We start from the raw sequence: 22621 nt of genomic DNA, 5'->3' as shown, positions 1-22621 counted from the left end.
TAAAAATATCTGAATTCATTTTTTAAATTACAACGCAATCAAAATGAAATTAGATAAAAGATATTAAACGAAATAAGGATATGGGTGGTACTGTTCAAATAAAATGTCCGAATTGTGGTTTATTCAACACCAATGCCGACCATTGTTCGAACTGTGGCACCCTACTATCATATAAAAAAAGGCGCGAATTAGCCTTTAAACAAGACGAAAAAAACCGTCGATTACGCAGAGAACAGGAGAAAAAATCGACGCCTTCCTTCATAGAATCTGGTGAAGCAAACAAATTTTTAGTTATACGTGTTTTTACAAAAGTTTTAAAATCTATAGGTGTTGTGGTTATGGCTATTGGTGCCTTCTTCGCTTGGTTATTCACCTTTCTGGCAGCATGAAATTATTAAACAGCCCCTACTCTTATGCTGTATAGCTGTGGCGCTTTTAATTTATGCTGCACAAATTATAAAGCTTCCGCTCCCCAATTGGATTTATTTTTATGTGAATGACGCTTTATGCATGCCTATAGTTTTAAGTTTTTGCTTACTAGGTGTTCGTATAATTAAAAGCAACAAAAACGTGTATTTACCATGGCGCTCTATCCTTGTTTTAACTCTTTTTTACGCCCTCTACTTTGAGTGGATACTACCAAAATCGAACCCGCGATACACCGCAGATTGGATAGATGTGCTATTATATGCTTTAGGAAGCTTTGTGTTTTATAGGTTTCAAATAAAATTCTTTTAAATAGTTACCTAATTCAGCAATTAAACAAAATCATTTCACACCATTAACCCATCTGTGATATAAATATTCCCAAAGGGTAGGATGTGACCATAACTTACTTTCACCAGATCCTTTTTTTATAGTATTTGTGGTTTCAAGAATTTCATTAATGGTTTTTTTTAGTTGAACAATACCTTCTGCGAACTGAAGATACATATAGGTAGAAAAATTATCCTTCACACTAATGTCTACATGACCTTGATTCAAAATTCCCCCTGTATCAATACCCTTATCTATAAGATGAACGGTTACACCGAAATTATAATCATCCTTATTAACTAATGCCCAATAACCACAAAAAATACCTCTATATTTTGGAGTAATTCCTGTGTGCATATTTATTATAGTAGAATTTATACCTCGTAAAATTTTATTGGAAATAATTCTTGTTCCATTAACAACTATAATATCAGGATTTATCTTATTTAAAATACGCAAACACTCCTCTGAATTCACTGATTCTATATTGTATAGGTTTTCAGCTACAATAGAATCATCACAAAGGCCAAAAGAATCCTTAATGTGATTAATACGACTCCTTGAGAAATATCTTAACACTCGGAATCCAAAAACTTGAAATAATAATTGACCAAAAACAGTCCAATAGCCATACTTTTTAATCCGTCTTTTAATAAACTTGTTTACAGAAAATCTTTTTTCAATAATTACTGCTTCAATCTTAAACTCATCCTTTAAACCATTATATATAATCCTTGATGATACTCCAGAACCCAAAAGCAGAACAATTTTCTTCATTCTAAAACAACTAATTTTCATAAACACTATACCAATATACAAACTTACAAGCTAAAAATCAGAGTTTTACAAAAACAAAGAAATGATTTTTTTTATCTCTTGAATAAATTATATTTTAATCAGGCTAGTCTAAAAACCTTAATATACTACCATCCTTAGTCACTTTCAGCTCAACCATCCTTCCCAAATACATGGCGCGGTTATCTTTTTCGTGTCCGGCAGGCATATTAAAAGCGACGGGGAAATCATATTCGGCAACAACATCTAAAATAATTTCATCAATAGTTCTACCAAAATTTGTGGTGTTTTTTCTCACCTTGCTCATATCGCCAACGAGAATTCCTTTACACTGTTCAAAATATCCAGCGCGTTTTAAACTTTGCAACATCCTATCGATATGATAAGCATATTCGCCAATTTCTTCAATAAATAAAATCTCGCCAGCAGTATCTATACTGGTTTCCGAGCCCAACATGGTATGCAATAATGTTAAATTTCCTCCAGTTAGGGGTGCGATTACAGTCCCAGTTTTATTGTACGACGATCCTGCAAGATTATAACTTAATGGCGTTCCAAAAATGGCATCTTTAAAACTTGATATGGTTTCTGGGATATCATCTAGATTTTGTGGCAAACTACTACACATCATAGCGTGTAGTGACTGATAGCCTAAATTATGAATTTGGTTATGAAGTCCGGTAATATCGGAATAGCCTATCACCCATTTCGGCTGGGCTTTAAACTTAGTGTAATCGAGCAAATCCATCATTCTTACCGTGCCGTACCCACCTCTCGCACACCAAATGGCTTTGACTTTAGGATCATCTAAAGCCTCCTGAAAATCGGCTGCGCGTTGTTTATCACTACCGGCAAAATGGCCATGTTGTGTAAACACATGTTTCCCTACCACGGCATGTAGGCCCCAACTTTTAAGCAGTGCCTTGGCACGATTAACTTCACCTTCTTTATTTTTTAACACCCCCGAAGGTGCTACTATGGCTACGGTATCGCCAACTTTTAAATAGGGAGGTTTTATATACGATTTCTGGGCATCTACAAATGTAGGTCCAATAGATTGTTGGGCCATGAGAGGACAAATTTTAAAACTGAAAACACTAAAAATTAGGGCTAAAAATACTTTGTTTAAGGACATAAAATGTGCTTTTTGTAAAAGTACATTTTTTTTCTAAATGGTTAATGAATTGCGTACTTTTGTGGCTTTAAAACAGAAATCACACATGTCTAAAAGATATACCATTACTGCAGCGTTACCTTACACCAACGGCCCTATACATATCGGGCATTTAGCAGGTGTTTATGTTCCTGCCGATATTTACGCACGTTATTTACGTTTAACAGGAAACGATGTTCTTTTTATTTGCGGAAGCGACGAACATGGCGTTCCAATTACGATTAAAGCGAAAAAAGAAGGGGTTACCCCTCAAGATATAGTAGATAAATATCATGCCATTATAAAAACATCTTTTGAAGATTTTGGTGTATCCTTCGATAATTATTCACGTACCTCTGCAAAAATTCATCACGATACCGCGTCTGAGTTTTTTACCACGTTGTATAATAAAGGTGAATTTACTGAAGAGACTACAGAGCAGTTATACGACGAAGAAGCTAATCAGTTTTTAGCCGATCGATTTGTTGTAGGAACCTGTCCGAAATGTGGTTACGAAGAAGCCTATGGCGATCAGTGTGAAAAATGTGGAAGCAGTTTAAATGCTACAGATTTAATAAATCCAAAATCTGCCATTACAGGAAATGTACCCACATTAAAACAAACAAAACACTGGTTTTTACCTTTAGACAAGCATGAAGATTTTTTAAAAGAATGGATTTTAAAAGGACATAAAAAAGATTGGAAACCTAATGTTTACGGCCAAGTAAAATCTTGGATCGACGATGGTTTACGTCCACGTGCCGTAACTAGAGATTTAGATTGGGGAATTCCTGTGCCTGTAGAAGGTGCCGATGGAAAAGTATTGTATGTGTGGTTCGATGCTCCTATTGGCTACATCTCGTCTACCAAAGAATGGGCAGCTCGAGAAGGTAAAGATTGGGAACCGTATTGGAAAGATAAAGACACCACTTTAATTCATTTTATAGGTAAAGACAATATCGTTTTTCACTGTATTATTTTTCCTGCCATGCTAAGAGCCGAAGGGTCTTATATTTTACCAGAAAACGTACCAGCAAACGAGTTTTTAAATTTAGAAGGCAACAAATTATCCACGTCTAAAAATTGGGCCGTTTGGTTACCTGAATATCTAGAGGAGTTTCCAAATCAGCAGGATGTATTGCGTTATGCCTTAACAGCAAATGCTCCTGAAACTAAAGATAACGACTTTACTTGGAAAGATTTCCAGGCGAGAAATAATAATGAATTGGTTGCCATTTTCGGAAACTTTATTAATCGCGTGGTGGTCTTAACAAATAAATATTATAACGGTAATGTGCCTACACCAGGTGATTATTCTCAAATAGACGAAGAAACATTGGCCGCTTTAAAAGCATATCCTGCCGTAATTTCAAGTTCTATCGAGCGTTACAGATTTCGCGAGGCAAGTCAGGAATTAATGAATTTAGCCCGACTAGGAAACAAATATTTAGCCGACGAAGAGCCATGGAAAATGATAAAAGTAGACGAAGCTCGTACGCAAACGATTATGTTTGTTGCGCTTCAAATCGCTTCAGGATTAGCAACACTTTGCGAACCATTTTTACCATTTACTTCTTCTAAATTAAAAGGAATTTTAAACCTTTCAGATGAAAATAGTTGGAGCAGTATTTCAACTAGCGATATTTTACTTCCAGCAAATCATCACATTGGAATGGCAGAGTTATTGTTTTCAAAAATTGAAGATGAAACCATCCAAAACCAATTAGATAAATTAATTGCGAGTAAAAAAGCAAATGAAGCCGCCAACAAAGTTGCTGAACCTCAAAAAGATACCATTACTTTCGACGACTTCTCTAAATTAGACCTTCGAGTTGGCACGATTTTAGAAGCAGAGAAAATGCCTAAAGCAAAAAAATTATTGGTTTTAAAAGTCGATACAGGTATCGATGTACGCACCATTGTTTCTGGAATTGCAGAAAGTTTTACCCCAGAAGAGGTTATAGGAAAACGTGTAACGGTATTGGTTAATTTAGCGCCAAGAGCACTACGCGGTGTAGAAAGTGAAGGAATGATTTTAATGACCGAAACTGCCGAAGGGAAACTTGTTTTTGTAAATCCAGACGAAAAAGGAGTGACTAACGGATTACAAATTAGTTAGAATTTTTTCAATATAAATTAATGTCTAAACTAAAATATTATGATAAAAAAAGCATTACCATTTTTAATGATTGCCATTTTAATTGCAAGTTGTAAAAGCAACAAAGAAGCTTCTACCTCTACACCTGTTAATGGAGATAATAGTATGACAAGTTTAGATTGGAATGGAACCTACGTAGGCACTACACCATGTGCAGATTGCGAAGGCCTTAAAACCGTAATTACCTTAAATAAGGATTTAACCTTTACTAAAAAAACGCAGTATTTAGGGAAATCGACAGATGTGAACACCGAAACCGGTTCGTTTACATGGAATAACCTAGGCAATACGGTAACTTTAAAATCGAACGGAACATCGCAAGCTTATTTTGTCGGGGAACATACCCTAACACATTTAGATTTAAATGGGAAGAAAATCACGGGAGATTTAGCCGATAAGTACATTTTAAAACAACAAAATGCCGAGACCTTAAAAGATACACCCTGGAAACTGGTTCAACTTAACGGAAAAACCATAGAAAACGTTTCTAAACAACCTTATTTAATACTGGGTACCGAAGATCATCGTGTTAGTGGAAACACAAGTTGTAATGGATTTGGTGGTGAGTATGAGCTTTTGGAAGGCAATAGAATAACATTTTCTAAAATGATGCACACCATGATGGCGTGCCCAAATATGGAAGTTGAAAATGAATTTATGAAAGTTTTAGAAGTTGCAGACAATTATTCGGTTGTAAACGGAGTTTTAAACTTAAATAAAGGTCGTATGGCCACTATGGCAAAATTTGAAGTAGATTACTTTGTAAACTAGTCTTTTTTGCCCTAAATCAGATTGCAAAGACCTCTCAAGTTTATATTTGAGAGGTCTTTTTATTTCTACAAATTAAGACCATATTTTTCTACCGAACATCGTTATATTTACAGTCCTTTTCAAAATTTAAATATGAGTATTTTACACTATATCATTTCCCAAACTCAACTTCCAGAATCGGGGGTAAAAAACACTTTAGCCCTCTTAAATGAAGACTGTACCATTCCGTTTATTTCACGTTACCGAAAAGAACGAACAGGTAATTTAGATGAAGTTCAAATTGGTGAAATTGTAAAATTCAAAGAGCAATTTGAAGCCTTAGAAAAGCGAAAAAAAGCTATTTTAAAAGCTTTGGAAGATCAAGATGTTTTAACGCCTGAATTAGAACAAAAAATTGAGAAAACCCAGGACTTAACTGCGCTTGAAGATTTGTATCTGCCTTATAAAAAAAGCCGAAAAACAAAAGCCGAAAAAGCCAGACAACAAGGTTTAGAGCCCTTAGCAAAGATTATCATGTCGCAAAATGCTAATGATGTAGAATCTATAGCTTATAAATATGTAAAAGGCGACATCACTTCGGTGGACGAGGCTTTAGAAGGTGCGAGACATATTATTGCCGAATGGATTAACGAGCGTAGTGAGATTCGAAATAACATCCGTCACCAGTTGGAGCGTTTTGCTATGATTTCCACGAAAGTGATAAAAACAAAAGCCGATGATGAAAATGCTCAAAAATTCAGAGATTATTTCGATTGGGAAGAAAGCTTAAGTCGCATGCCTTCGCATCGTTTTTTAGCCATTTTAAGAGCAGAAAAAGAAGGTTTTATTCGCGTTAAAATTTCGATTGATGATGACCGCGCTTTAGATAAAATTGAACAAAAAATAATACGTTCTAGAAACGCTTGCGCAGAACATATCGAACTGGCTATAAAAGATAGTTATAAACGCTTATTGCTGCCATCGTTGGTTAATGAAGCGCTTCAAATTGCTAAAGATAAAGCCGACGAATCTGCCATTAGCGTCTTTGCAAAAAACTTAAAACAGTTGTTGTTGGGATCGCCTTTAGGAGAAAAACGCATTATGGGCATAGATCCGGGTTTTAGAACAGGCTGCAAAGTGGTTTGCTTAGATGCGCAAGGGCAGTTAAAATATAACGAAACCATTTATCCACATCCGCCAAAAAGTGATAGTGTGGGGGCTATGAAAAAGATAAGTTCTTTAGCCGATGCTTATAAAATTGAAGCTATCGCGATTGGAAACGGCACGGCATCACGAGAAACCGAAGCTTTAATTAGAAAAGTGCATTTTAAAAACGATGTTCAGGTATTTGTGGTAAGCGAGGCAGGCGCCAGTATTTATTCGGCATCTAAAATTGCCCGTGAAGAATTCCCAAATTACGATGTTACGGTGCGTGGTTCGGTATCTATTGGTAGACGCTTACAAGATCCTCTAGCCGAATTGGTTAAAATTGATGCCAAATCTATTGGCGTTGGGCAGTATCAACACGATGTCGATCAGGCTAAGCTTCAAAAGCAATTGGATGTGGTGGTTGAAAATTGTGTGAATGCGGTTGGTGTAAACATTAATACGGCGAGCAAATCACTGTTGAGTTATGTTTCGGGAATTGGACCTAAATTGGCCGAAAATATTTTTAACCATAGAAATGAAAATGGGGTATTTACATCTAGAAATGATATTAAAAAAGTACCGCGTTTAGGCGGAAAAGCTTTTGAGCAAGGTGCTGCTTTTTTAAGAATTAAAGGCGCTAAAAATCCTTTAGATGATTCTTCAGTACATCCGGAAAGTTATTCCATCGTTAATAAAATGGCGAAAGATTTAGGGAAATCGGTTCAGGATTTAATAGGGAATTCATCACTACTTCAAAAAATAAATTTAAAACAGTACTGTACGGAAAATGTAGGTTTGCTTACGCTTGAAGATATTATTAAAGAACTTGAAAAGCCAGGTTTAGATATTCGAGAGCAAGCCAAAGTATTTACTTTTAATCAAAATATAAAAACCATTAACGATTTACGTGAAGGGCAATTGCTGCCTGGAATTGTTAATAATATTACCAATTTCGGTTGTTTTGTAGATGTAGGCATCAAAGAAAGTGGCTTGATTCACGTGTCTAATTTATCGGATAGTTTTGTGAAAGATGTTACCGAACACGTAAACTTACATGAACAAATTATTGTAAAAGTGCTCGAAGTTGATGTTCCGCGAAAGCGTATACAATTAAAGTTGCATAAATAATATGCTGAAGATTGCCTATCACCCCATTTACAATCATCCGCTTCCTAAGGGACATCGGTTTCCTATGGAAAAATATGATTTGCTTCCGCAGCAATTATTGCATGAAGGCACTTGTACCGAAGATAATTTTTTCGAACCCGAGTTACTTGTAAATCATAAACCCATATTAGAGGTTCATGACGCAGCATATTTTTACGATTTATTAAATTTAACCTTAAATCAGCGTGCTGCAAGAAAAACGGGATTTCCTTTAAGCCGGCAATTGATACAGCGCGAAATTATTATTGCAGATGGCACCCTAAAAGCCTGCGATTATGCCATAAAACATGGTATTGCAATGAATATAGCAGGAGGAACACATCATGCCTACTCCACTCATGGCGAGGCCTTTTGTTTGCTAAACGATCAAGCTATAGCAGCCAAACAATTAGTACTACAAAATAAAGCGCAACGCATTTTAATTGTAGATTTAGATGTGCATCAGGGTAATGGGACTGCAGAAATATTTAAAAATGAATCGCGTATTTTCACTTTTTCTATGCATGGTAAAAACAACTATCCATTTAAAAAAGAACAAAGCGATTTAGATATCGAATTAGATAACGCCACCACAGATTCTACTTATTTAAACATCTTAAAACAAACCTTACCACATTTAATAGACGAACAGAAACCCGACTTTATATTTTATTTATCTGGAGTCGATGTTATTGCATCTGATAAGTTAGGAAAATTAGGCTTAACTATTCATGGTTGTAAAGCTCGAGATCGATATGTTTTAGAAACTTGTAAACTTCATGCAATCCCAGTTATGTGCAGTATGGGTGGCGGATACACTCCGGAGATAAAAACCATAATAGACGCACATGCAAATACATACCGTTTGGCTCAAGAACTTTTTTTCTAAACAATAACAAAACTTTGTTTTTTAAAAGGTGTCGGTTTGCAATCTACTATACCACATTACCACGTTTTTATTTCTGAAATCTAAATATGGATAATATTTCATCATATTTAGCATACTCGCTATCAATTCTATTTAAAACAAAACTTTAGTTTTGCCGACTTTTTAATTGCACATTATAATGACAAAGCCTAGGATTGCTTTAATAGTTGGAATACTTTGTATTTCAATATTTCCGGTATTGGTACGCCTTAGTTTAACGCCTGGATTAATATCTGCGTTTTACAGAATGGCTATTGCTTCGGCAGTAATATTACCTTATGTTTTAATCACAAAACAGTTTAAAATGCCCTCTACAAAAATTTTTATGTTAGCCTCGCTTTGTGGTGTGGTTTTCGGATTAGATGTAGGCGTTTGGAATATTGCCATTCAAGAATCTTCGGCCACACAAGCTACGCTACTAACCAATTTATCGCCTGTTTGGGTTGGTATAGGAGCCTTTCTGTTTTTAAAAGATAAACCATTACGCAATTTTTGGATTGGGACTGTTATCGCTTTATTTGGGATGGTCATGTTAGTGGGATTCAATTTTTTTATCAATCTCGATTTTAATCTGGCTTTCTTTTTCGCGATCCTCTCTGGTATGTTATACGCCGTTTATATGTTAACCAGTAAGTTTGTTCTAGAAGAAACCGATGTTTTAACCTTTATGACGATAAGCGTAGTTTCTTCTGCTATTGCATTGGGAATTTTAAGCGCCATCATGAAAGAGCCTTTTTCTGGCTTTTCTAATATGGGGTGGTTTGTGTTAGTTATTCAAGGGCTTGTTTGTCAGCTTCTCGCCTGGTTACTTATTAGTTATGCCACCAAACATATGCGTGCCACAAGAGTCTCTGTAAGTTTACTAGGACAGGCTATTTTGGCATCAATTTTAGCGTGGATCTTTTTAAATGAAACCATTACACTACAAATGATGATTGGAGGTTTAATTCTGCTTTTCGGAATTCGAGTAACCTTTTACACTAAAAATATCTCCTTATTTAGAATGCGTAAAAAATTAAAATCTTAAGACTTTTAATTTAAAACTGAACAGTTTTATCTATAACTTTGGTAATAAACAATAGAATTATGTTATCAAAAGTTATAGAAGGAGCTTTAAACAAGCAAATACGAATAGAAGCAGAATCATCGCAAATTTACTTAGCCATGGCTTGTTGGGCTGAAGTAAAAGGACTAGAAGGAATTTCTAATTTCATGTATAAGCAATCTGACGAAGAGCGCGAACATATGCTAAAATTAGTGAAATTTGTAAACGAACGTGGCGGGCATGCCCATATTTCTGAACTAAAAGCACCAAACGTTACCTTTAAATCGTTTAAAGAAATGTTTGAAATGTTATTTAAGCACGAAGTATTTGTAAGCGAAAGTATTAACGATCTCGTACATATCTCTTTAGAAGAACGTGACTATGCAACCCACAACTTTTTACAATGGTATGTCTCTGAACAAATCGAGGAAGAAGCCATGGCCAGAACCATATTAGATAAAATTAATTTAATTGGTGATGATAAAGGTGGATTGTACTTATTTGATAGAGATATCGATAAAATTACAATTACTACAGCGGCTTCAGAAAATCCGATGTAAAATTTAACATTTAACCTTATTTAGATTAAGTAAAAATAATTATTTTTGGAGCCTAAACCTCTAACATAGATTAGTTTTGGGCAAAAAGAAGGAGAAAAAAGCTAAGAAAAAAGAGCTTAAAAAAGCAAAAAAGGTATTATTAAATGCAGGAATTCAGGTTTCAGCCAAATGTAAAACCAAGTGTTGCGAAAAATATATGAAGTCTGAAAAGAAGCGCTGTGGCAAATGCCCTTGTTTCGATCTACTTCAAAAAGTTGCATAAAAAAAGAGGTTGTCTAAAAAGGCAGCCTCTTTTTTTTGGTTTAGATTTTATCAAAAGTTCAGTTTTTCGTATTTTAAAAGTATGAAAAGCAACATTGTATGGAAGACCAATAGTCAGACACAATTGAGTCTTCTTCCTCCGAGTTATGATGATTTTGTTCCAGAACATCACCCTGTGCGTATTGTAAATAGTATTTTAAATCAGATAGACATTCGTTCTATAGAAAACACCTATAAAGGAGGTGGTACTTCTAGCTATCACCCAAGAGATTTACTCAAAATTTTAATCTACGCCTATCTTCGTAATTTATATTCTTCTCGCAAAATAGAACAAGCCTTGGGAGAAAACGTTCATTTTATGTGGCTTAGTGGTTGTATCCAACCCGATCATAATACCATCAGTAATTTTCGTTCAGGAAAACTCAAAGGGAATTTTAAAAAGATATTTAATCAAGTTGTTATTCTCCTTGCTAAGGAAGGTTACTTGAGTTTAAAAGATATTTATGTTGATGGCACCAAAATAGAAGCCAATGCTAATCGCTATACTTTTGTATGGGGCAAAAGCATTAAAACCTCACGCTCACGTATTGAAAAACAACTCAAAGAACTATGGCGTTATGTAGAGACGGTATATGCAGAAGAAGAACAAAAGCCTAACGAGCCAGATAATTTTAAAGCGATAAATCCTGAGCAAGTCTCCCAAACCATAGATAAAATTAATCAAGCACTCCAAGGAAAAGAGATTGATAAAAAAGTGAAGCAAAAGCTTAACTATGCCAAAAAGAACTGGCCTGGGAATATAGCAAAATATAATACCTACCAGCAGCACATGGGGAGTCGCAACTCAATGAGCAAGACAGATCCTGATGCTACTTTTATGAAAATGAAAGAAGACCATATGCTAAATGGACAGCTCAAACCAGGATATAATTTGCAAGCATCTACCAACAATCAGTTTATTACCAATTACACCCTTGCACAAACTACGGCAGATACCACCACACTTATAGAGCATACAGAAGATTTTATTAAGGGATATGGCAAAGCTCCACAAGCCTTAACAGCAGATGCAGGTTATGGTAGTGATGAAAATTACACCTATCTGGAAGATCAGAATATCGAAGCTTTTGTTAAGTACAATTACTTCCATAAAGAACAGTTAGATGAGAAACGAGGTAAGACTAAAAATCCATTTGCAGCAGATAAACTTTTTTATAACCATAATACAGATACGTATTACTGTCCTATGGGACAACCTATGGAAAATATTGGTAGCTACATAAGACAAACAGCTACAGGATATGAACAAAAAATCGATAGATATCAGGCTAAGAATTGCTTCGGATGCCAGCTCCGGAGTCTCTGTCATCAATCAAAATACAACCGCATTATAGAGAGGAATCACAAATTGGTTAGACTCAAAGCAAAAGCCAAACAAAAATTATTAAGCCCAGAAGGAGTTGCTCATAGAAAACAGCGTTGCTGGGATGTTGAAGCTGTTTTTGGTAATATTAAACACAATATGAACTTCAAAAGGTTTATGTTAAGAGGACTTGATAAAGTAATTACCGAAATAGGACTTATTGCAATGGCACATAACCTTAAAAAAGTGAGTTTAGCCATATAAAATCACAGTGCCTATTTTTAACTAGACTCGAATTACTAAGTAAAAAAGAAAATCCTGATTAAACCCAAAATGTTCAAAAAATAAAAGGTCGCCTAATTGGTTTTTAGACGACCTCTTTTTCATTTTATAATATTCAGAGGCTTAAGCCGAGTTTCTACTCGCATTAATATTTCCGAATAAAGAACGAGTTACTAAGCTCTCGTAAATTTTAATTTGCTCTTCATCTCTTACTTCAGCTTTCTCTAACTCTTGAATTTTTCTTAAAGCGAATTGCTGTATTGTTAATAAAGGTAGTACAATAGATTCTCTTATGTCGATAGAAGCCTTACCTGCTGGTTCTTCCTCCATCAATTCTTTGTAACCTGTTAACTTTAATAACATACGTTTTGTGGTTTCATATTCTGCATGAATAATTTTCCAGAATTCACCAAATTCAGCATCATCGGCCATGTATTTCGTTAAATCGAAAAAGGATTTCGATAAAGACATCATACTGTTCTCAATCAAGGTTTTAAAGAAGCTAGACGAAGTATAAAGCGCTTGTACTTTATCAAATTCACCTGCATCTTCATATTTCTTTAATGCTGTTCCTACCCCGAAGAATCCAGGAACGTTTTGTTTTAACTGACTCCACGACCCCACAAAAGGAATTGCTCTTAAATCTTCAAAAACCAATCCGTCACCTTTTCCACGCTTAGACGGGCGACTACCTATATTTGTTTTAGCGTAGTATTTTAAAGTACTCATACGCTCTAAATACGGCACAAACATTGGGTGATTTTTAAAGTCTACATAGGTTTTATAGCTAATCTGAGACAAATCTGTCATAACCGCAGTATTTTCATCAGACATAGCCGCATTAGTATCGTTAAGACGGTTGTAAATACCCGAACTAATTAACTGCTCTAAATTGTATTGCGACGAATCTAAAGTTCCGAAATTAGAACTAATGGTTTGTCCTTGAATAGTAAGTTGTACTTCTTTATCCTCGATTGTTGGACCTAAAGAGGCATAAAACTGATGTGTTTTTCCACCACCACGTGCAGGAGGTCCTCCACGTCCGTCAAAGAATAATACCGTTACATCGTACTTTCTAGAAATTTCTGTAAGACGTTCTTTAGCTTTAAAAATAGCCCAGTTTGCCATTAAGTATCCACCATCTTTAGTACCATCCGAGAATCCTAACATAATGGTTTGTCTGTTTCCTCTCGATTTTAAGTGTGCGCTATATGCAGGATTTGTATATAATTCCTCCATTACTAAATGTGCATTCTCTAAATCGGTAATGGTTTCAAATAATGGTCCGATATCTACAGTTAATTTGTCTTGAAAAGCCACGAGCTTTAACATAGCAAATAACTGCATGACATTTAAAGTGGTCTGGTTATTACTAATAATATAACGGTTTGCAGCGCGCTCCCCATTATGATCTTGAATTTCTTTTATCGCCAACATGGTGTTTAATGTTTTTAAAACATCCTCGTCTTGGAATAGCGACATATCTATTTTTCCTTCAATTTTAGAAAGTATAGCGACCTGCTCCTGCTGTGATAATTGATTGTAATCTTTAGGAAAAATATCACTTCCCGAAGCGATTACCGTATCTACCATATCTGTAAATACTTTATCGTGCGCACGGCTATCTTGCCTGATATCTAAGCTTGCAAAATGGAATCCGAATAATTTCACTTTATTCATAAAACTTTTCACCTCGGTAACGTAAAGTGATTGGTGCTTTTCTTCTAAAGTATCAATAATCCCTTGTAACTCAGATTTTAGTTCTGTTGAGGTAATAATTGAATCGTTTTTAGGATCTATCATGTGCGCATACAACTTATTTTCTAAATCTACGATACGCTCTTCTACACCTTTAAACGTAAGCCTACGTCTTAATCGACGTGCATCTCTATAATAATTTTTTAATACGGTTTGCTTTAATCTACCAGCTACTTTTAAAGTAATTTCTGGAGTTACAAAAGGGTTACCATCGCGATCTCCTCCTGGCCAAAAACCAATATTAAGAATATCGTTATCTATCTCTTTATTGTTGAAAATATTTTGCTGAATATAATCGTAAATCGACCCGAAAGAATAATAAAATACATTTTCTAGATACCATATTAAACTGATGGCCTCATCGTATGGCGTCGGTTTTTTATGTTTAAAAAATGGTGTTTTACCAAGCTGCGCTAGTAAATCGTTTATTAATAGCAAATTGTTTTCCTGAATTGCTTTCGTTAAATCGGTGATAATTCCTAAAACAGAACCTGGATAGAATTGTGTAGGATGCGCTGTAAGTACAATACGCACTTTAAATTCTTCTAGATACTTTTTTAAGAGTTCGGTTTTATTTTCAGAACTAGCAATTTCTTTTAAACTTCTAAGCGTACCAATACCTTCCATGTTATTTACCACAGGAAAAGCGGCATCTTCAATGGCATCAAATAATACCACTTGTCGTTCTATGTATTGAATAAATCTGAATAATAAATTGATTTGACTTTCATCTGAGCGTCGTGCTTGATATTTTTCAAAAAATGTTTCAACAATTGTTGAAGGATTATCCCCATTCTGGAAACCTTTTTTACATGTTTCATGAAAAAGTGGTAACAACACACCCGTCTTCGTGATGGAATCAAACGGAAGTGTCATAAAAATACTATTGTATATCTGATACTTAGATAATACATTTTGATTAAATCTGGTTAATTTTGGTTGTACTGACATCGTTCTCTTACTTCTTTATTTTTCATAAAAATACTAAAGGATAATTGAAAGCCTATCATAGTTTTATAAAATTTGTGTAATTTTAAAATAAACTAAAAAATAAATTGATTTTAATGAATAAAATGCTGTATTTCTTTAATTATATTGGTTTTATTTGTTAATTCGTAACGCCAGCTTTTAAATGAAATTCTACTTAGAATTATTCGTGGTATATAAAAGCTAAATGAATAAGGTTGAATAGAAAATTTAAATTAACACATGCGCAAAAAAACTTCAAAAATAATATTAGGGCTCTGCTGGATTGCTTTCATTATTTGGGAAATCTTAGTGATAAATTGGGCAAAGAAGCAAGAAGATGCTGTTATTAGAATAGATCTTGTAATTATTCTACCTATTCTTATACTGTTCACCATTTTTATGTTGTTCAATATTTATCGAGACAAAAAGGAAAAAAAATAATGTTCATCTTAATTAAAAAATAAAAGAGAATAATCTTTCCAGATTATCCTCTTTGTGTATATTCTTAACCCTATGTACCCCATACGGTTTCTATATATTATTTCCCCAGCATAACAATCTCGTTACAGACCACTTCTGTAACAAAGCGTTTTTCGCCTTCTTTAGTTTCATAACTTCTAGAAGTTAATTTACCATCAATAGCAACTTCCTTTCCTTTAGTTAAATAATTTTCTACCAATTTAGCCGTTGGTCCCCAAGCCACAATATTATGCCATTGCGTATCTGTAACTTTTTCGCCAGCTTTATTTTTATAACTTTCGTTAGTAGCTATAGAAAATTTGGCTAGTGTACTACCCGATTCTAAATTAATGATTTCTGGATCGTTCCCTAAGTTTCCAATCAACTGTACTTTGTTTCTAAGTGTGCTCATAATGTTATATTTTAATGTTAAACAGTTAATACATGCCTTAGTATTTAAGACCTTACAAAGGTGAACATCTGTTTTAAAAACAATCGGTATTTAATTATTTAGATTCGATTATAACCGGTTGTAGTCGTTTGCAAACGATTATATAAAACCACTCTTATTCAAAAATTAAACTGAATATTAAACGACATATGTAATATTTAATTAACTTTATTGAAAACCAAACCACGATGAAAAACATAATATTTTGCTTTACATTTATTCTTTTAGGTGTTTATACTAGTAACGCACAAGAATCGGAAATTGAAACCGAAACAGAATCTGAAGAGCATTTTAATCACCATCAAATAGGCATTTTACTTGGTCATTCACACATTAGTCAAGGTCCCAATAGCGAAGGCAAAAAATGGGTGACTGCCGCTATGTTTAGTTTAAATTACAATTATTGGTTTAACAGACATTGGGCTCTTGGTGTACACACAGATATAGTACCTGAAACTTTAAAAATTATTAGAGAAGAAGACAATGGAGAAACAGATGTTTACGAGCGTGAAGTCCCTATTGCTCCAGCCTTAATGTTATGCTACAAACCAGGTAAACATTTTACATATATGCTTGGTGCCGGTGAAGAATTTGCAAAAGAAGAAAATCTTTTTCTTGTTCGGGCCGAAGTAGAATACAGTGTAGAAATGCCTAAAGAATTTGAATTTGGAGCTGGTATTGGTTACGATATACGTTTTAATGCTTACGATTCTTGGGTGCTTTCTGTAGGTGTTTCTAAAATTTTCTAAAAGTTAATTATGGATAAAACGTGTTTAGAATGTGGTGAAAAAATTATCGGACGATCGGACAAAAAATTTTGTAACGATTATTGCAGAAATGCATATAACAATAAGATAAATAAGGACACTAAAAACTTAATACGGAATACAAACAATACTTTACGTAGAAATTGGCGGATTTTAGAACGTTTAAATCCGGACCAAAAAACAAAAACCACTAAACTAAAGTTAATTAATTTAGGGTTCGATTTTAATTTATTTACTAGCATTTACACAACAAAGGCAGGAACTACATACTACTTTGTATATAATCAGGGCTATTTGCCTTTAGAAGGTGATTTTTATGCTTTAGTAAAACGGAATGATTAATCCTTAATGATTACCTTATTTCCAATTGTGTCCTTTTAACTTTAAGGCCGCAATTAAAACGTCCTTCTGGCTAATTTGCCCAACTAGTTTACCATCTTGTACGATAGGAAAACGACGTCTTTTAGATTCTAAAAATTTATTGGCAGCATCAAAAATATTCATGTTACCGTCAATAGTTTCCACATCTTTAATCATACGTGCTTCGACCCTATGCTGCTCCATTGGCATGTTGTAATATCTGCTATCACTAATATCTTTTAAACAATCTCCTTCAGAAATAATTCCAATTAATTCGTAATTCTCATTTACAACAGGTCCACCAGATATTTTATGAGCGATTAGCTTATGAATAACGTCTTCTACCATTTGGTCGGCTTTAAACGTTATAAGCTCTCGACTCATATAATCACTTACCCGAACTGGAATATGTTCTACTTCTTTCTGCTGCTGCTTCCTCGCGCCTTGAAAACTCTTAATGCCCATAATAAAAAAATTTAAGTTTAAATTTAAAGTTACTGAATTATAATCAGTTAACCTAAGCATTTTTTTAAGTCAAAGCAATTTTTTGACGCAACTACAAATTACATCTTAAGGAGATTCTATCAAATACAAATTTATCGGGTAAACGCCTCACCAATTCTAAAATACACACCCCAATCATCACGACCAATGGCTGCATCTACGCCTATATTAATTTTAGCTTTAGGAATAGCCATATAACGTATTCCCGCTCCAACGGCTGGCAATGTATTATCTAAACTAATATCACTAGCACCATTAATTGCGGTGGCAACACCTGCAAATGCAACATACCCCCATTTATTAGCAAACGAATGTCTGTATGCTGTTTGTATATCGTATACCTGGTCGGCTCTGTATTTACCATTCGAATACCCTCTTAAATCATCTCTTCCCACCACATTTTGTCCAGCAAAAGGCACATCTCCAACAGCAACTTGACCGTAAGTCCTTAATAAAATGGTATTACGTTCTTGTAGCGGATAATATTTATTGAATTCAAAATTTATGTTAGTATAGTCGTTCGTGCTTCCTAAACTTTGTAAAAAGGTCATGGTGTTAAACTTAACATTCATTCCTTTTAGTGGTCGCATTTGATCATCACGAGTATCATATACGGAAGACACCCCAACACCTAACTGACTAAGTTCTTCATCCTGTTTTAATGGTACATCAAAAGTCGTAATATTATGAGAATAAAGCACCCGTGCCCCAACATAAAGCTTTTTGTAAGTTTCGGTCATAAACTCTACCATAGCAAATTGCATCGCGTTATTATAATCGACAAACTCTCCGCCCTCTGGTAAATTAAAGATACCTTGAGGTAAATCGCCTAAAAAGTCACCCCAATCTACATAAGTTTGAAAATTAACAGACCCAACTCCTAACACCACTGTAGCCCGATGTCTGTCTTCATTAAAATAAAATTTACTAGGTAAAACGGCATACCATGTTTTATTAGTTGAATAGTTTGCAACAAAAGTTGTTTTAGATAAAGGAGAAATCGAATCGTTTTTCTTCGTCTTATAAAACCCAGAGGCCATTACACCAAAAATGGTCCCAAAGCTATTATTATAAGTTATGGTTGGAATAATAACCGTTTTAATTTTCCTATCCTTTTTAATCTCAGATTTAGAAATAGAATCGTTAATCGGTTTTGCTTGTTGTGCATGAACAACCACCGATAAAAAAAGTATTATGCAAACTGAGACAAAATATTTCATGAAGAATTTCTAGAATTGATTAATTAGGTTTAAAGCTAACCAAAATTATTGTTTAAACGATTTTTCTATATTAGAATCTGCAGTGGCTTTTAATGTTGTAACCGCTTTCATATCTGGGTTTGGTATGGTTGCCGAAAGCACATAGTGTGCAATTTTCCAGGTACCTTTTACATATTCCATTACTCCAGAACCTCTACAAACACCCATTTGCGTTTTTAATAATTCATCGAACCAGGCTAGTTTACTAGGTTCAGAAACATAAATATGACGTTCTAGTGCCGTAAAACTCCAAGCTTTCCCTGCATCGAAATGTGGCTTACTGTAGGCTTTAAAAGCTTGGATATCCCAATGTTCGGAAGCATCAGTCCCTACAAATACAGCATCGCATGTCATTAAGTTAAAATAAGCATTAAAATTCGCTTCGGAAGCCGCCTTATGCCAAGCATCTAAACTTTTGCTAATTGCAGTTTTAATGGTTGAATCCTGCTGAATATTTTCAGAATGTAATGTTTGTGCATTTAATACACAAACAGGTATCAGCATGAAAATAAAACAACACATTATAAATTTTATTCGATTCATGGTTTATTAATCTTTTGGGCGTCCTTCTCGTATTTTTTATTTATCTGTAAATTTAAATTAGAATAAGCTACCAATATTTCTTTTATAGCCTGCAATTGGTCATCTTCTGGAATATTTCGTAAACTTAAAAGACTCTGTAATTTAAGCATTTTCGTTTCTAAAGTCAAAAATCGGGCTGCAATAGATGGCGATGTTATTTTTTCTGGCATAGATTCCTTTACCTCTTTCATTAATAATAAAATGGTTTTAGAGTCTCCTTGAAAATAGGATACATCTCCCGCTTTTAACTGAGAAATTACGCCTGACAATTCTGCAAATTTATCCCAAGTTTCAGTATCTACTTTAGCTTTTTCATCTAAACCATACTCTACATATTTCAATTTAGAAATATCATCTTTTAATACATAGGGAGAGACTTCCTCTTCGATTGGCTCGACTTCCTTTTTATCTGAGGAGTTACAAGCCCATAGACTCAAACAAATCAGTATAACACTAAATCTTTTCATTTTAAGTTCATTGTTGTGAAACAAATATATAAGGTGTATGAATTTTAATCTAATTTTTATCAAAAATTTAATTTGATCCATAAAATCTTTATATTTTTGAAGACTATTTAAAAATACATCTAAATGACTCCTAAAATCTTAATAGTTGGTGCCTGCGGACAAATTGGTTCAGAATTAACATTCAGATTAAGACAAATATATGGTGATACAAATGTAATTGCTAGTGATATTAGTTATAATAATTCAGAAATAGTCAATTCTGGTATTTTCGAAATTCTTGATGCCAAAGATGCTACGGCCATGAAAATTTGTGTAGAAAAATACAAAATAAACACGGTATATTTAATGGCTGCTATGTTAAGTGCTACAGGCGAAAAATTCCCTTTAAAAGCCTGGGATTTAAATACCGAATCGCTTTTTCATGTTTTAGATTTAGCCAAAGCCGGTGTAATAAAAAAAATATTTTGGCCTTCTAGTATTGCCGTTTTTGGTCAGACAACTCCAAAACAAAACACCCCACAATATACTATTATGGAGCCTTCAACAGTATATGGCATTACAAAACAAGTTGGCGAACGCTGGTGCGAATATTATTATAATAAATACGGCGTAGATGTAAGAAGTATTCGCTATCCTGGCATTATTAGCTGGAAAACTTTACCTGGTGGTGGCACCACAGATTATGCCGTAGACATTTACCATAAAGCACTTGAAGAGGGGCATTACGACTGTTTTCTATCTGAAAATACAGCCCTACCCATGATGTATATGGACGATGCTATTGAAGCTACAGTATCTATTATGGCAGCTCCTTCAGAATCTATTAAGATTAGATCGTCTTACAACTTATCGGCTGTTAGTTTTACACCAAACGATGTGGTAAAATCTATAAAAAAACACCTACCCGAATTTAAAATCACCTATAATCCAGATTTTAGACAAGCCATTGCAGACAGTTGGCCACAAAGCATAGACGATAGCCATGCTCGCGAAGATTGGGGTTGGAACCATAAGTTTTCTTTAGATGATATTACTACCGAAATGTTGACAAATTTAAAAGCAAAACAAAAAATTTAATAAAAACCATTACAAGCCATAAATCATAAAAAGTTGTTGCTTCCATTAAATAATCTTATTTTTATTTAAAAAATAACGATAATTTTCACTTTTAAAATTAAAAAACTATGAAACATATTATAGCATTATTCTGTTTAGCCCTAGTATTTACTGCCTGTGAAGGAGACCAAGGACCTCCAGGGCCTCCTGGAATTGACGGCGAAGTTGCTCCTGCTTTCGAGATTGAAGTTGACTTTAATGCAGCGAACAATTACTCTGTAACGCAAACGTATGGATTTAATATTGTACCATCAGACGTGGTACTGGTATACATCTCTTGGGAAACAGATAACGGTACAGAAATTTGGAGACTTGTACCACAACATCAAATCTTTGATGAAGGTGTTTTAACGTATAACTACGATTTTACCGATACCGATTTCATGATTTTCCTAGATGCTACTTTCGATTTAAATTTACTAGGAAACGAATGGACACAAAACCAACTATTTAGAGTTGTAGTTGTACCTGCAGATTATATAAATGGTGTAGACACTACAAATTACGACGAGGTGATTAAAGCTTCAAACATTTCAAGTTTCGATACGCTTGAAACGATGTAATACAAGCATATCTCATATATTAAAAATCGGTTTGAATACATTTCAAACCGATTTTTTTTGATCTAAAGTGATTAAGAATTACTAAATTGTTCCGTCTATAATAGCCTATGAAAGTTAAATTTAAAATATTTAAAGAAGTTGCATTAAACCTAAGCTTTACTAAGTCTGCCGAAATTTTAAACTTATCGCAACCCGCAGTTTCTAAAACCATTCGCACTTTAGAGGATACTTATAAAAAAACCTTTTTTACCCGTTTAGGAAATAACATAGAACTTACTCCCGATGGACTAGACTTCTTAGATTATGTAGAGAAAATACTAGCGCTTCATGCCGATTTAGACAATCATTTTTTAACCTTAGATCAAGACGAACAAAAACACATAAAATTTGGAGCAAGTACAACTTTAGCCGATTTTATTCTTCCTCAAATTTTAGCAAAGTCTGAAAAAAACACGCCTAACACAACCATTCAATTAATTAGTGGAAACACCGAGCATATTGAACATTTAATTACGAGCTTACAATTAGATTTCGGAATTATTGAAGGTAGCAGCCATAACAAACAATTACAATACGAAAAGTTTATTAAAGATGAAATTGTATTAGTAACTCATGCAAATAACCCGAAATTTAAAACAGGTGTTTTACAGCTAGAAGATTTAAAAAACCTACCTATGGTAGAGCGCGAACATGGTTCTGGAACACGAGAAATTATCTATAAAAAATTAAATGAATATGGCATTAAGCAGTTAAACTCGAACGTAACACTTCATAGCACAATTGCCATAAAAAATTATTTGTACCACTCTAAAAGTTATGCCCTGCTCTCTATCCATTCTGTAAGCGACGATTTGCTAAATAACAAACTTAAAGTTATCGATATTCAGAATTTTAATTTCGAGCGTTGGTTTTATTTTGTTTCACGACAAGGTTTTCAGTCGAAAACAAAAGATTTTTTCGAGAAACTCATTAAACTTAATCATAACTAAAAGTTATTACGTATAACTTTTTTCATTTCAC

Annotated in this window: 22 protein-coding genes; 14 read left to right on the top strand and 8 right to left on the bottom strand. The window is 34.2% G+C overall.

Going from position 1 to position 22621, the window contains the following annotated elements:
- The first annotated feature begins 80 nt into the window (after positions 1-80).
- Positions 81-389, top strand: a complete 309-nt coding sequence (locus A9D35_RS11865) for a hypothetical protein (protein WP_066223298.1) — start codon at positions 81-83, stop codon at positions 387-389.
- A gap of 379 nt (positions 390-768) precedes the next feature.
- Here A9D35_RS11865 and A9D35_RS11860 read toward each other — a convergent pair whose 3' ends face one another.
- Together A9D35_RS11860 and A9D35_RS11855 are read right to left on the bottom strand one after the other, a co-directional pair.
- A complete protein-coding gene (locus A9D35_RS11860) occupies positions 769-1533 on the bottom strand; it encodes a formyl transferase (protein ID WP_066223296.1) in 765 nt (254 codons plus the stop codon).
- A gap of 124 nt (positions 1534-1657) precedes the next feature.
- On the bottom strand, positions 1658-2620 hold the full coding sequence (locus A9D35_RS11855; RefSeq protein WP_066223294.1) for a S66 peptidase family protein: 963 nt from the start codon (positions 2618-2620) through the stop codon (positions 1658-1660).
- A gap of 103 nt (positions 2621-2723) precedes the next feature.
- On the opposite strand from A9D35_RS11855, the gene metG reads away from it, so the two are divergent.
- The 8 genes from metG (at position 2724) to A9D35_RS11815 (ending at position 12328) form a co-directional block, all read left to right on the top strand.
- A complete protein-coding gene (gene metG, locus A9D35_RS11850) occupies positions 2724-4823 on the top strand; it encodes a methionine--tRNA ligase (protein ID WP_141675526.1) in 2100 nt (699 codons plus the stop codon).
- Positions 4824-4862: 39 nt separating this feature from the next.
- Positions 4863-5633 carry a copper resistance protein NlpE N-terminal domain-containing protein gene (locus A9D35_RS11845; protein WP_066223292.1) on the top strand — a complete coding sequence of 257 codons (771 nt, stop codon included), beginning with the start codon at positions 4863-4865 and terminating at the stop codon, positions 5631-5633.
- A gap of 132 nt (positions 5634-5765) precedes the next feature.
- On the top strand, positions 5766-7889 hold the full coding sequence (locus A9D35_RS11840; protein WP_066223290.1) for a Tex family protein: 2124 nt from the start codon (positions 5766-5768) through the stop codon (positions 7887-7889).
- A gap of 1 nt (position 7890) precedes the next feature.
- Positions 7891-8796: a histone deacetylase family protein gene (locus tag A9D35_RS11835; RefSeq protein ID WP_066223288.1), complete on the top strand. Its 906-nt coding sequence runs from the start codon at positions 7891-7893 to the stop codon at positions 8794-8796.
- Positions 8797-8974: 178 nt separating this feature from the next.
- Entirely contained in the window at positions 8975-9862 is an 888-nt protein-coding gene (locus tag A9D35_RS11830; RefSeq protein WP_066223286.1) for a DMT family transporter, read from the top strand.
- A 59-nt stretch (positions 9863-9921) separates the two neighbouring features.
- Positions 9922-10440, top strand: coding sequence for a ferritin (locus A9D35_RS11825; protein ID WP_066223284.1), 519 nt, complete (start codon positions 9922-9924; stop codon positions 10438-10440).
- Between the two features lie 76 nt (positions 10441-10516).
- The gene (locus tag A9D35_RS11820; RefSeq protein WP_066223283.1) at positions 10517-10702 is read left to right on the top strand and encodes a hypothetical protein; all 186 of its coding nucleotides are present in this window, start codon (positions 10517-10519) and stop codon (positions 10700-10702) included.
- Positions 10703-10783: 81 nt separating this feature from the next.
- Positions 10784-12328 (top strand): IS1182 family transposase, encoded by a 1545-nt coding sequence (locus A9D35_RS11815; protein WP_066217549.1) that lies wholly within the window; start codon positions 10784-10786, stop codon positions 12326-12328.
- A 141-nt stretch (positions 12329-12469) separates the two neighbouring features.
- On the opposite strand, the gene A9D35_RS11810 is transcribed toward A9D35_RS11815, so the two are convergent.
- Together A9D35_RS11810 and A9D35_RS11800 are read right to left on the bottom strand one after the other, a co-directional pair.
- A complete protein-coding gene (locus tag A9D35_RS11810) occupies positions 12470-15055 on the bottom strand; it encodes a phosphoenolpyruvate carboxylase (protein WP_066223281.1) in 2586 nt (861 codons plus the stop codon).
- Positions 15056-15611: 556 nt separating this feature from the next.
- A complete protein-coding gene (locus tag A9D35_RS11800; RefSeq protein WP_066223277.1) occupies positions 15612-15944 on the bottom strand; it encodes a single-stranded DNA-binding protein in 333 nt (110 codons plus the stop codon).
- A gap of 227 nt (positions 15945-16171) precedes the next feature.
- Between A9D35_RS11800 and A9D35_RS11795 the strand changes: the two genes are divergently transcribed.
- On the top strand, positions 16172-16732 hold the full coding sequence (locus tag A9D35_RS11795; RefSeq protein ID WP_066223276.1) for a hypothetical protein: 561 nt from the start codon (positions 16172-16174) through the stop codon (positions 16730-16732).
- A gap of 9 nt (positions 16733-16741) precedes the next feature.
- Complete coding sequence (locus A9D35_RS11790; protein ID WP_066223274.1) at positions 16742-17092, top strand: hypothetical protein; 351 nt, start codon at positions 16742-16744, stop codon at positions 17090-17092.
- Positions 17093-17107: 15 nt separating this feature from the next.
- On the opposite strand, the gene A9D35_RS11785 is transcribed toward A9D35_RS11790, so the two are convergent.
- From A9D35_RS11785 to A9D35_RS11770, 4 genes are all read right to left on the bottom strand, one after another.
- Complete coding sequence (locus tag A9D35_RS11785; RefSeq protein WP_066226041.1) at positions 17108-17575, bottom strand: CBS domain-containing protein; 468 nt, start codon at positions 17573-17575, stop codon at positions 17108-17110.
- Between the two features lie 131 nt (positions 17576-17706).
- Positions 17707-18834: a BamA/TamA family outer membrane protein gene (locus A9D35_RS11780; RefSeq protein WP_066223272.1), complete on the bottom strand. Its 1128-nt coding sequence runs from the start codon at positions 18832-18834 to the stop codon at positions 17707-17709.
- Between the two features lie 45 nt (positions 18835-18879).
- Positions 18880-19416, bottom strand: a complete 537-nt coding sequence (locus A9D35_RS11775; protein WP_235817894.1) for a nuclear transport factor 2 family protein — start codon at positions 19414-19416, stop codon at positions 18880-18882.
- Positions 19413-19922, bottom strand: a complete 510-nt coding sequence (locus tag A9D35_RS11770) for a hypothetical protein (protein ID WP_141675525.1) — start codon at positions 19920-19922, stop codon at positions 19413-19415. Before A9D35_RS11770 ends, A9D35_RS11775 begins: the two co-directional genes overlap by 4 nt.
- 123 nt (positions 19923-20045) lie before the next feature.
- On the opposite strand from A9D35_RS11770, the gene A9D35_RS11765 reads away from it, so the two are divergent.
- The 3 genes from A9D35_RS11765 to A9D35_RS11755 all read left to right on the top strand — a co-directional run bounded on the left by A9D35_RS11765 (position 20046) and on the right by A9D35_RS11755 (position 22590).
- A complete protein-coding gene (locus tag A9D35_RS11765) occupies positions 20046-20999 on the top strand; it encodes an NAD-dependent epimerase/dehydratase family protein (protein WP_066223266.1) in 954 nt (317 codons plus the stop codon).
- A gap of 107 nt (positions 21000-21106) precedes the next feature.
- Positions 21107-21601, top strand: a complete 495-nt coding sequence (locus A9D35_RS11760; RefSeq protein ID WP_066223264.1) for a hypothetical protein — start codon at positions 21107-21109, stop codon at positions 21599-21601.
- Positions 21602-21708: 107 nt separating this feature from the next.
- Positions 21709-22590, top strand: a complete 882-nt coding sequence (locus tag A9D35_RS11755; protein WP_066223262.1) for a LysR family transcriptional regulator — start codon at positions 21709-21711, stop codon at positions 22588-22590.
- Positions 22591-22621: the final 31 nt, after the last annotated feature.

Source organism: Formosa haliotis, assembly GCF_001685485.1.
Lineage (GTDB): Bacteria > Bacteroidota > Bacteroidia > Flavobacteriales > Flavobacteriaceae > Formosa > Formosa haliotis.
The sequence above is the reverse complement of the archived record's forward strand: the minus strand, read 5'-3'. Positions and strand labels throughout refer to the sequence as shown.

Excerpts from the sequence above, each read along its gene's own strand:
- A9D35_RS11865 (WP_066223298.1), top strand. The coding sequence starts at position 81 with ATGGGTGGTACTGTTCAAATAAAATGTCCGAATTGTGGTTTATTCAAC.
- A9D35_RS11860 (WP_066223296.1), bottom strand. The coding sequence starts at position 1,533 with ATGAAGAAAATTGTTCTGCTTTTGGGTTCTGGAGTATCATCAAGGATT.
- A9D35_RS11855 (WP_066223294.1), bottom strand. The coding sequence starts at position 2,620 with ATGGCCCAACAATCTATTGGACCTACATTTGTAGATGCCCAGAAATCG.
- metG (WP_141675526.1), top strand. The coding sequence starts at position 2,724 with ATGGTTAATGAATTGCGTACTTTTGTGGCTTTAAAACAGAAATCACAC.
- A9D35_RS11845 (WP_066223292.1), top strand. The coding sequence starts at position 4,863 with ATGATAAAAAAAGCATTACCATTTTTAATGATTGCCATTTTAATTGCA.
- A9D35_RS11840 (WP_066223290.1), top strand. The coding sequence starts at position 5,766 with ATGAGTATTTTACACTATATCATTTCCCAAACTCAACTTCCAGAATCG.
- A9D35_RS11835 (WP_066223288.1), top strand. The coding sequence starts at position 7,891 with ATGCTGAAGATTGCCTATCACCCCATTTACAATCATCCGCTTCCTAAG.
- A9D35_RS11830 (WP_066223286.1), top strand. The coding sequence starts at position 8,975 with ATGACAAAGCCTAGGATTGCTTTAATAGTTGGAATACTTTGTATTTCA.
- A9D35_RS11825 (WP_066223284.1), top strand. The coding sequence starts at position 9,922 with ATGTTATCAAAAGTTATAGAAGGAGCTTTAAACAAGCAAATACGAATA.
- A9D35_RS11815 (WP_066217549.1), top strand. The coding sequence starts at position 10,784 with ATGAAAAGCAACATTGTATGGAAGACCAATAGTCAGACACAATTGAGT.
- A9D35_RS11810 (WP_066223281.1), bottom strand. The coding sequence starts at position 15,055 with ATGTCAGTACAACCAAAATTAACCAGATTTAATCAAAATGTATTATCT.
- A9D35_RS11800 (WP_066223277.1), bottom strand. The coding sequence starts at position 15,944 with ATGAGCACACTTAGAAACAAAGTACAGTTGATTGGAAACTTAGGGAAC.
- A9D35_RS11795 (WP_066223276.1), top strand. The coding sequence starts at position 16,172 with ATGAAAAACATAATATTTTGCTTTACATTTATTCTTTTAGGTGTTTAT.
- A9D35_RS11790 (WP_066223274.1), top strand. The coding sequence starts at position 16,742 with ATGGATAAAACGTGTTTAGAATGTGGTGAAAAAATTATCGGACGATCG.
- A9D35_RS11785 (WP_066226041.1), bottom strand. The coding sequence starts at position 17,575 with ATGGGCATTAAGAGTTTTCAAGGCGCGAGGAAGCAGCAGCAGAAAGAA.
- A9D35_RS11780 (WP_066223272.1), bottom strand. The coding sequence starts at position 18,834 with ATGAAATATTTTGTCTCAGTTTGCATAATACTTTTTTTATCGGTGGTT.
- A9D35_RS11775 (WP_235817894.1), bottom strand. The coding sequence starts at position 19,416 with ATGAATCGAATAAAATTTATAATGTGTTGTTTTATTTTCATGCTGATA.
- A9D35_RS11770 (WP_141675525.1), bottom strand. The coding sequence starts at position 19,922 with ATGAAAAGATTTAGTGTTATACTGATTTGTTTGAGTCTATGGGCTTGT.
- A9D35_RS11765 (WP_066223266.1), top strand. The coding sequence starts at position 20,046 with ATGACTCCTAAAATCTTAATAGTTGGTGCCTGCGGACAAATTGGTTCA.
- A9D35_RS11760 (WP_066223264.1), top strand. The coding sequence starts at position 21,107 with ATGAAACATATTATAGCATTATTCTGTTTAGCCCTAGTATTTACTGCC.
- A9D35_RS11755 (WP_066223262.1), top strand. The coding sequence starts at position 21,709 with ATGAAAGTTAAATTTAAAATATTTAAAGAAGTTGCATTAAACCTAAGC.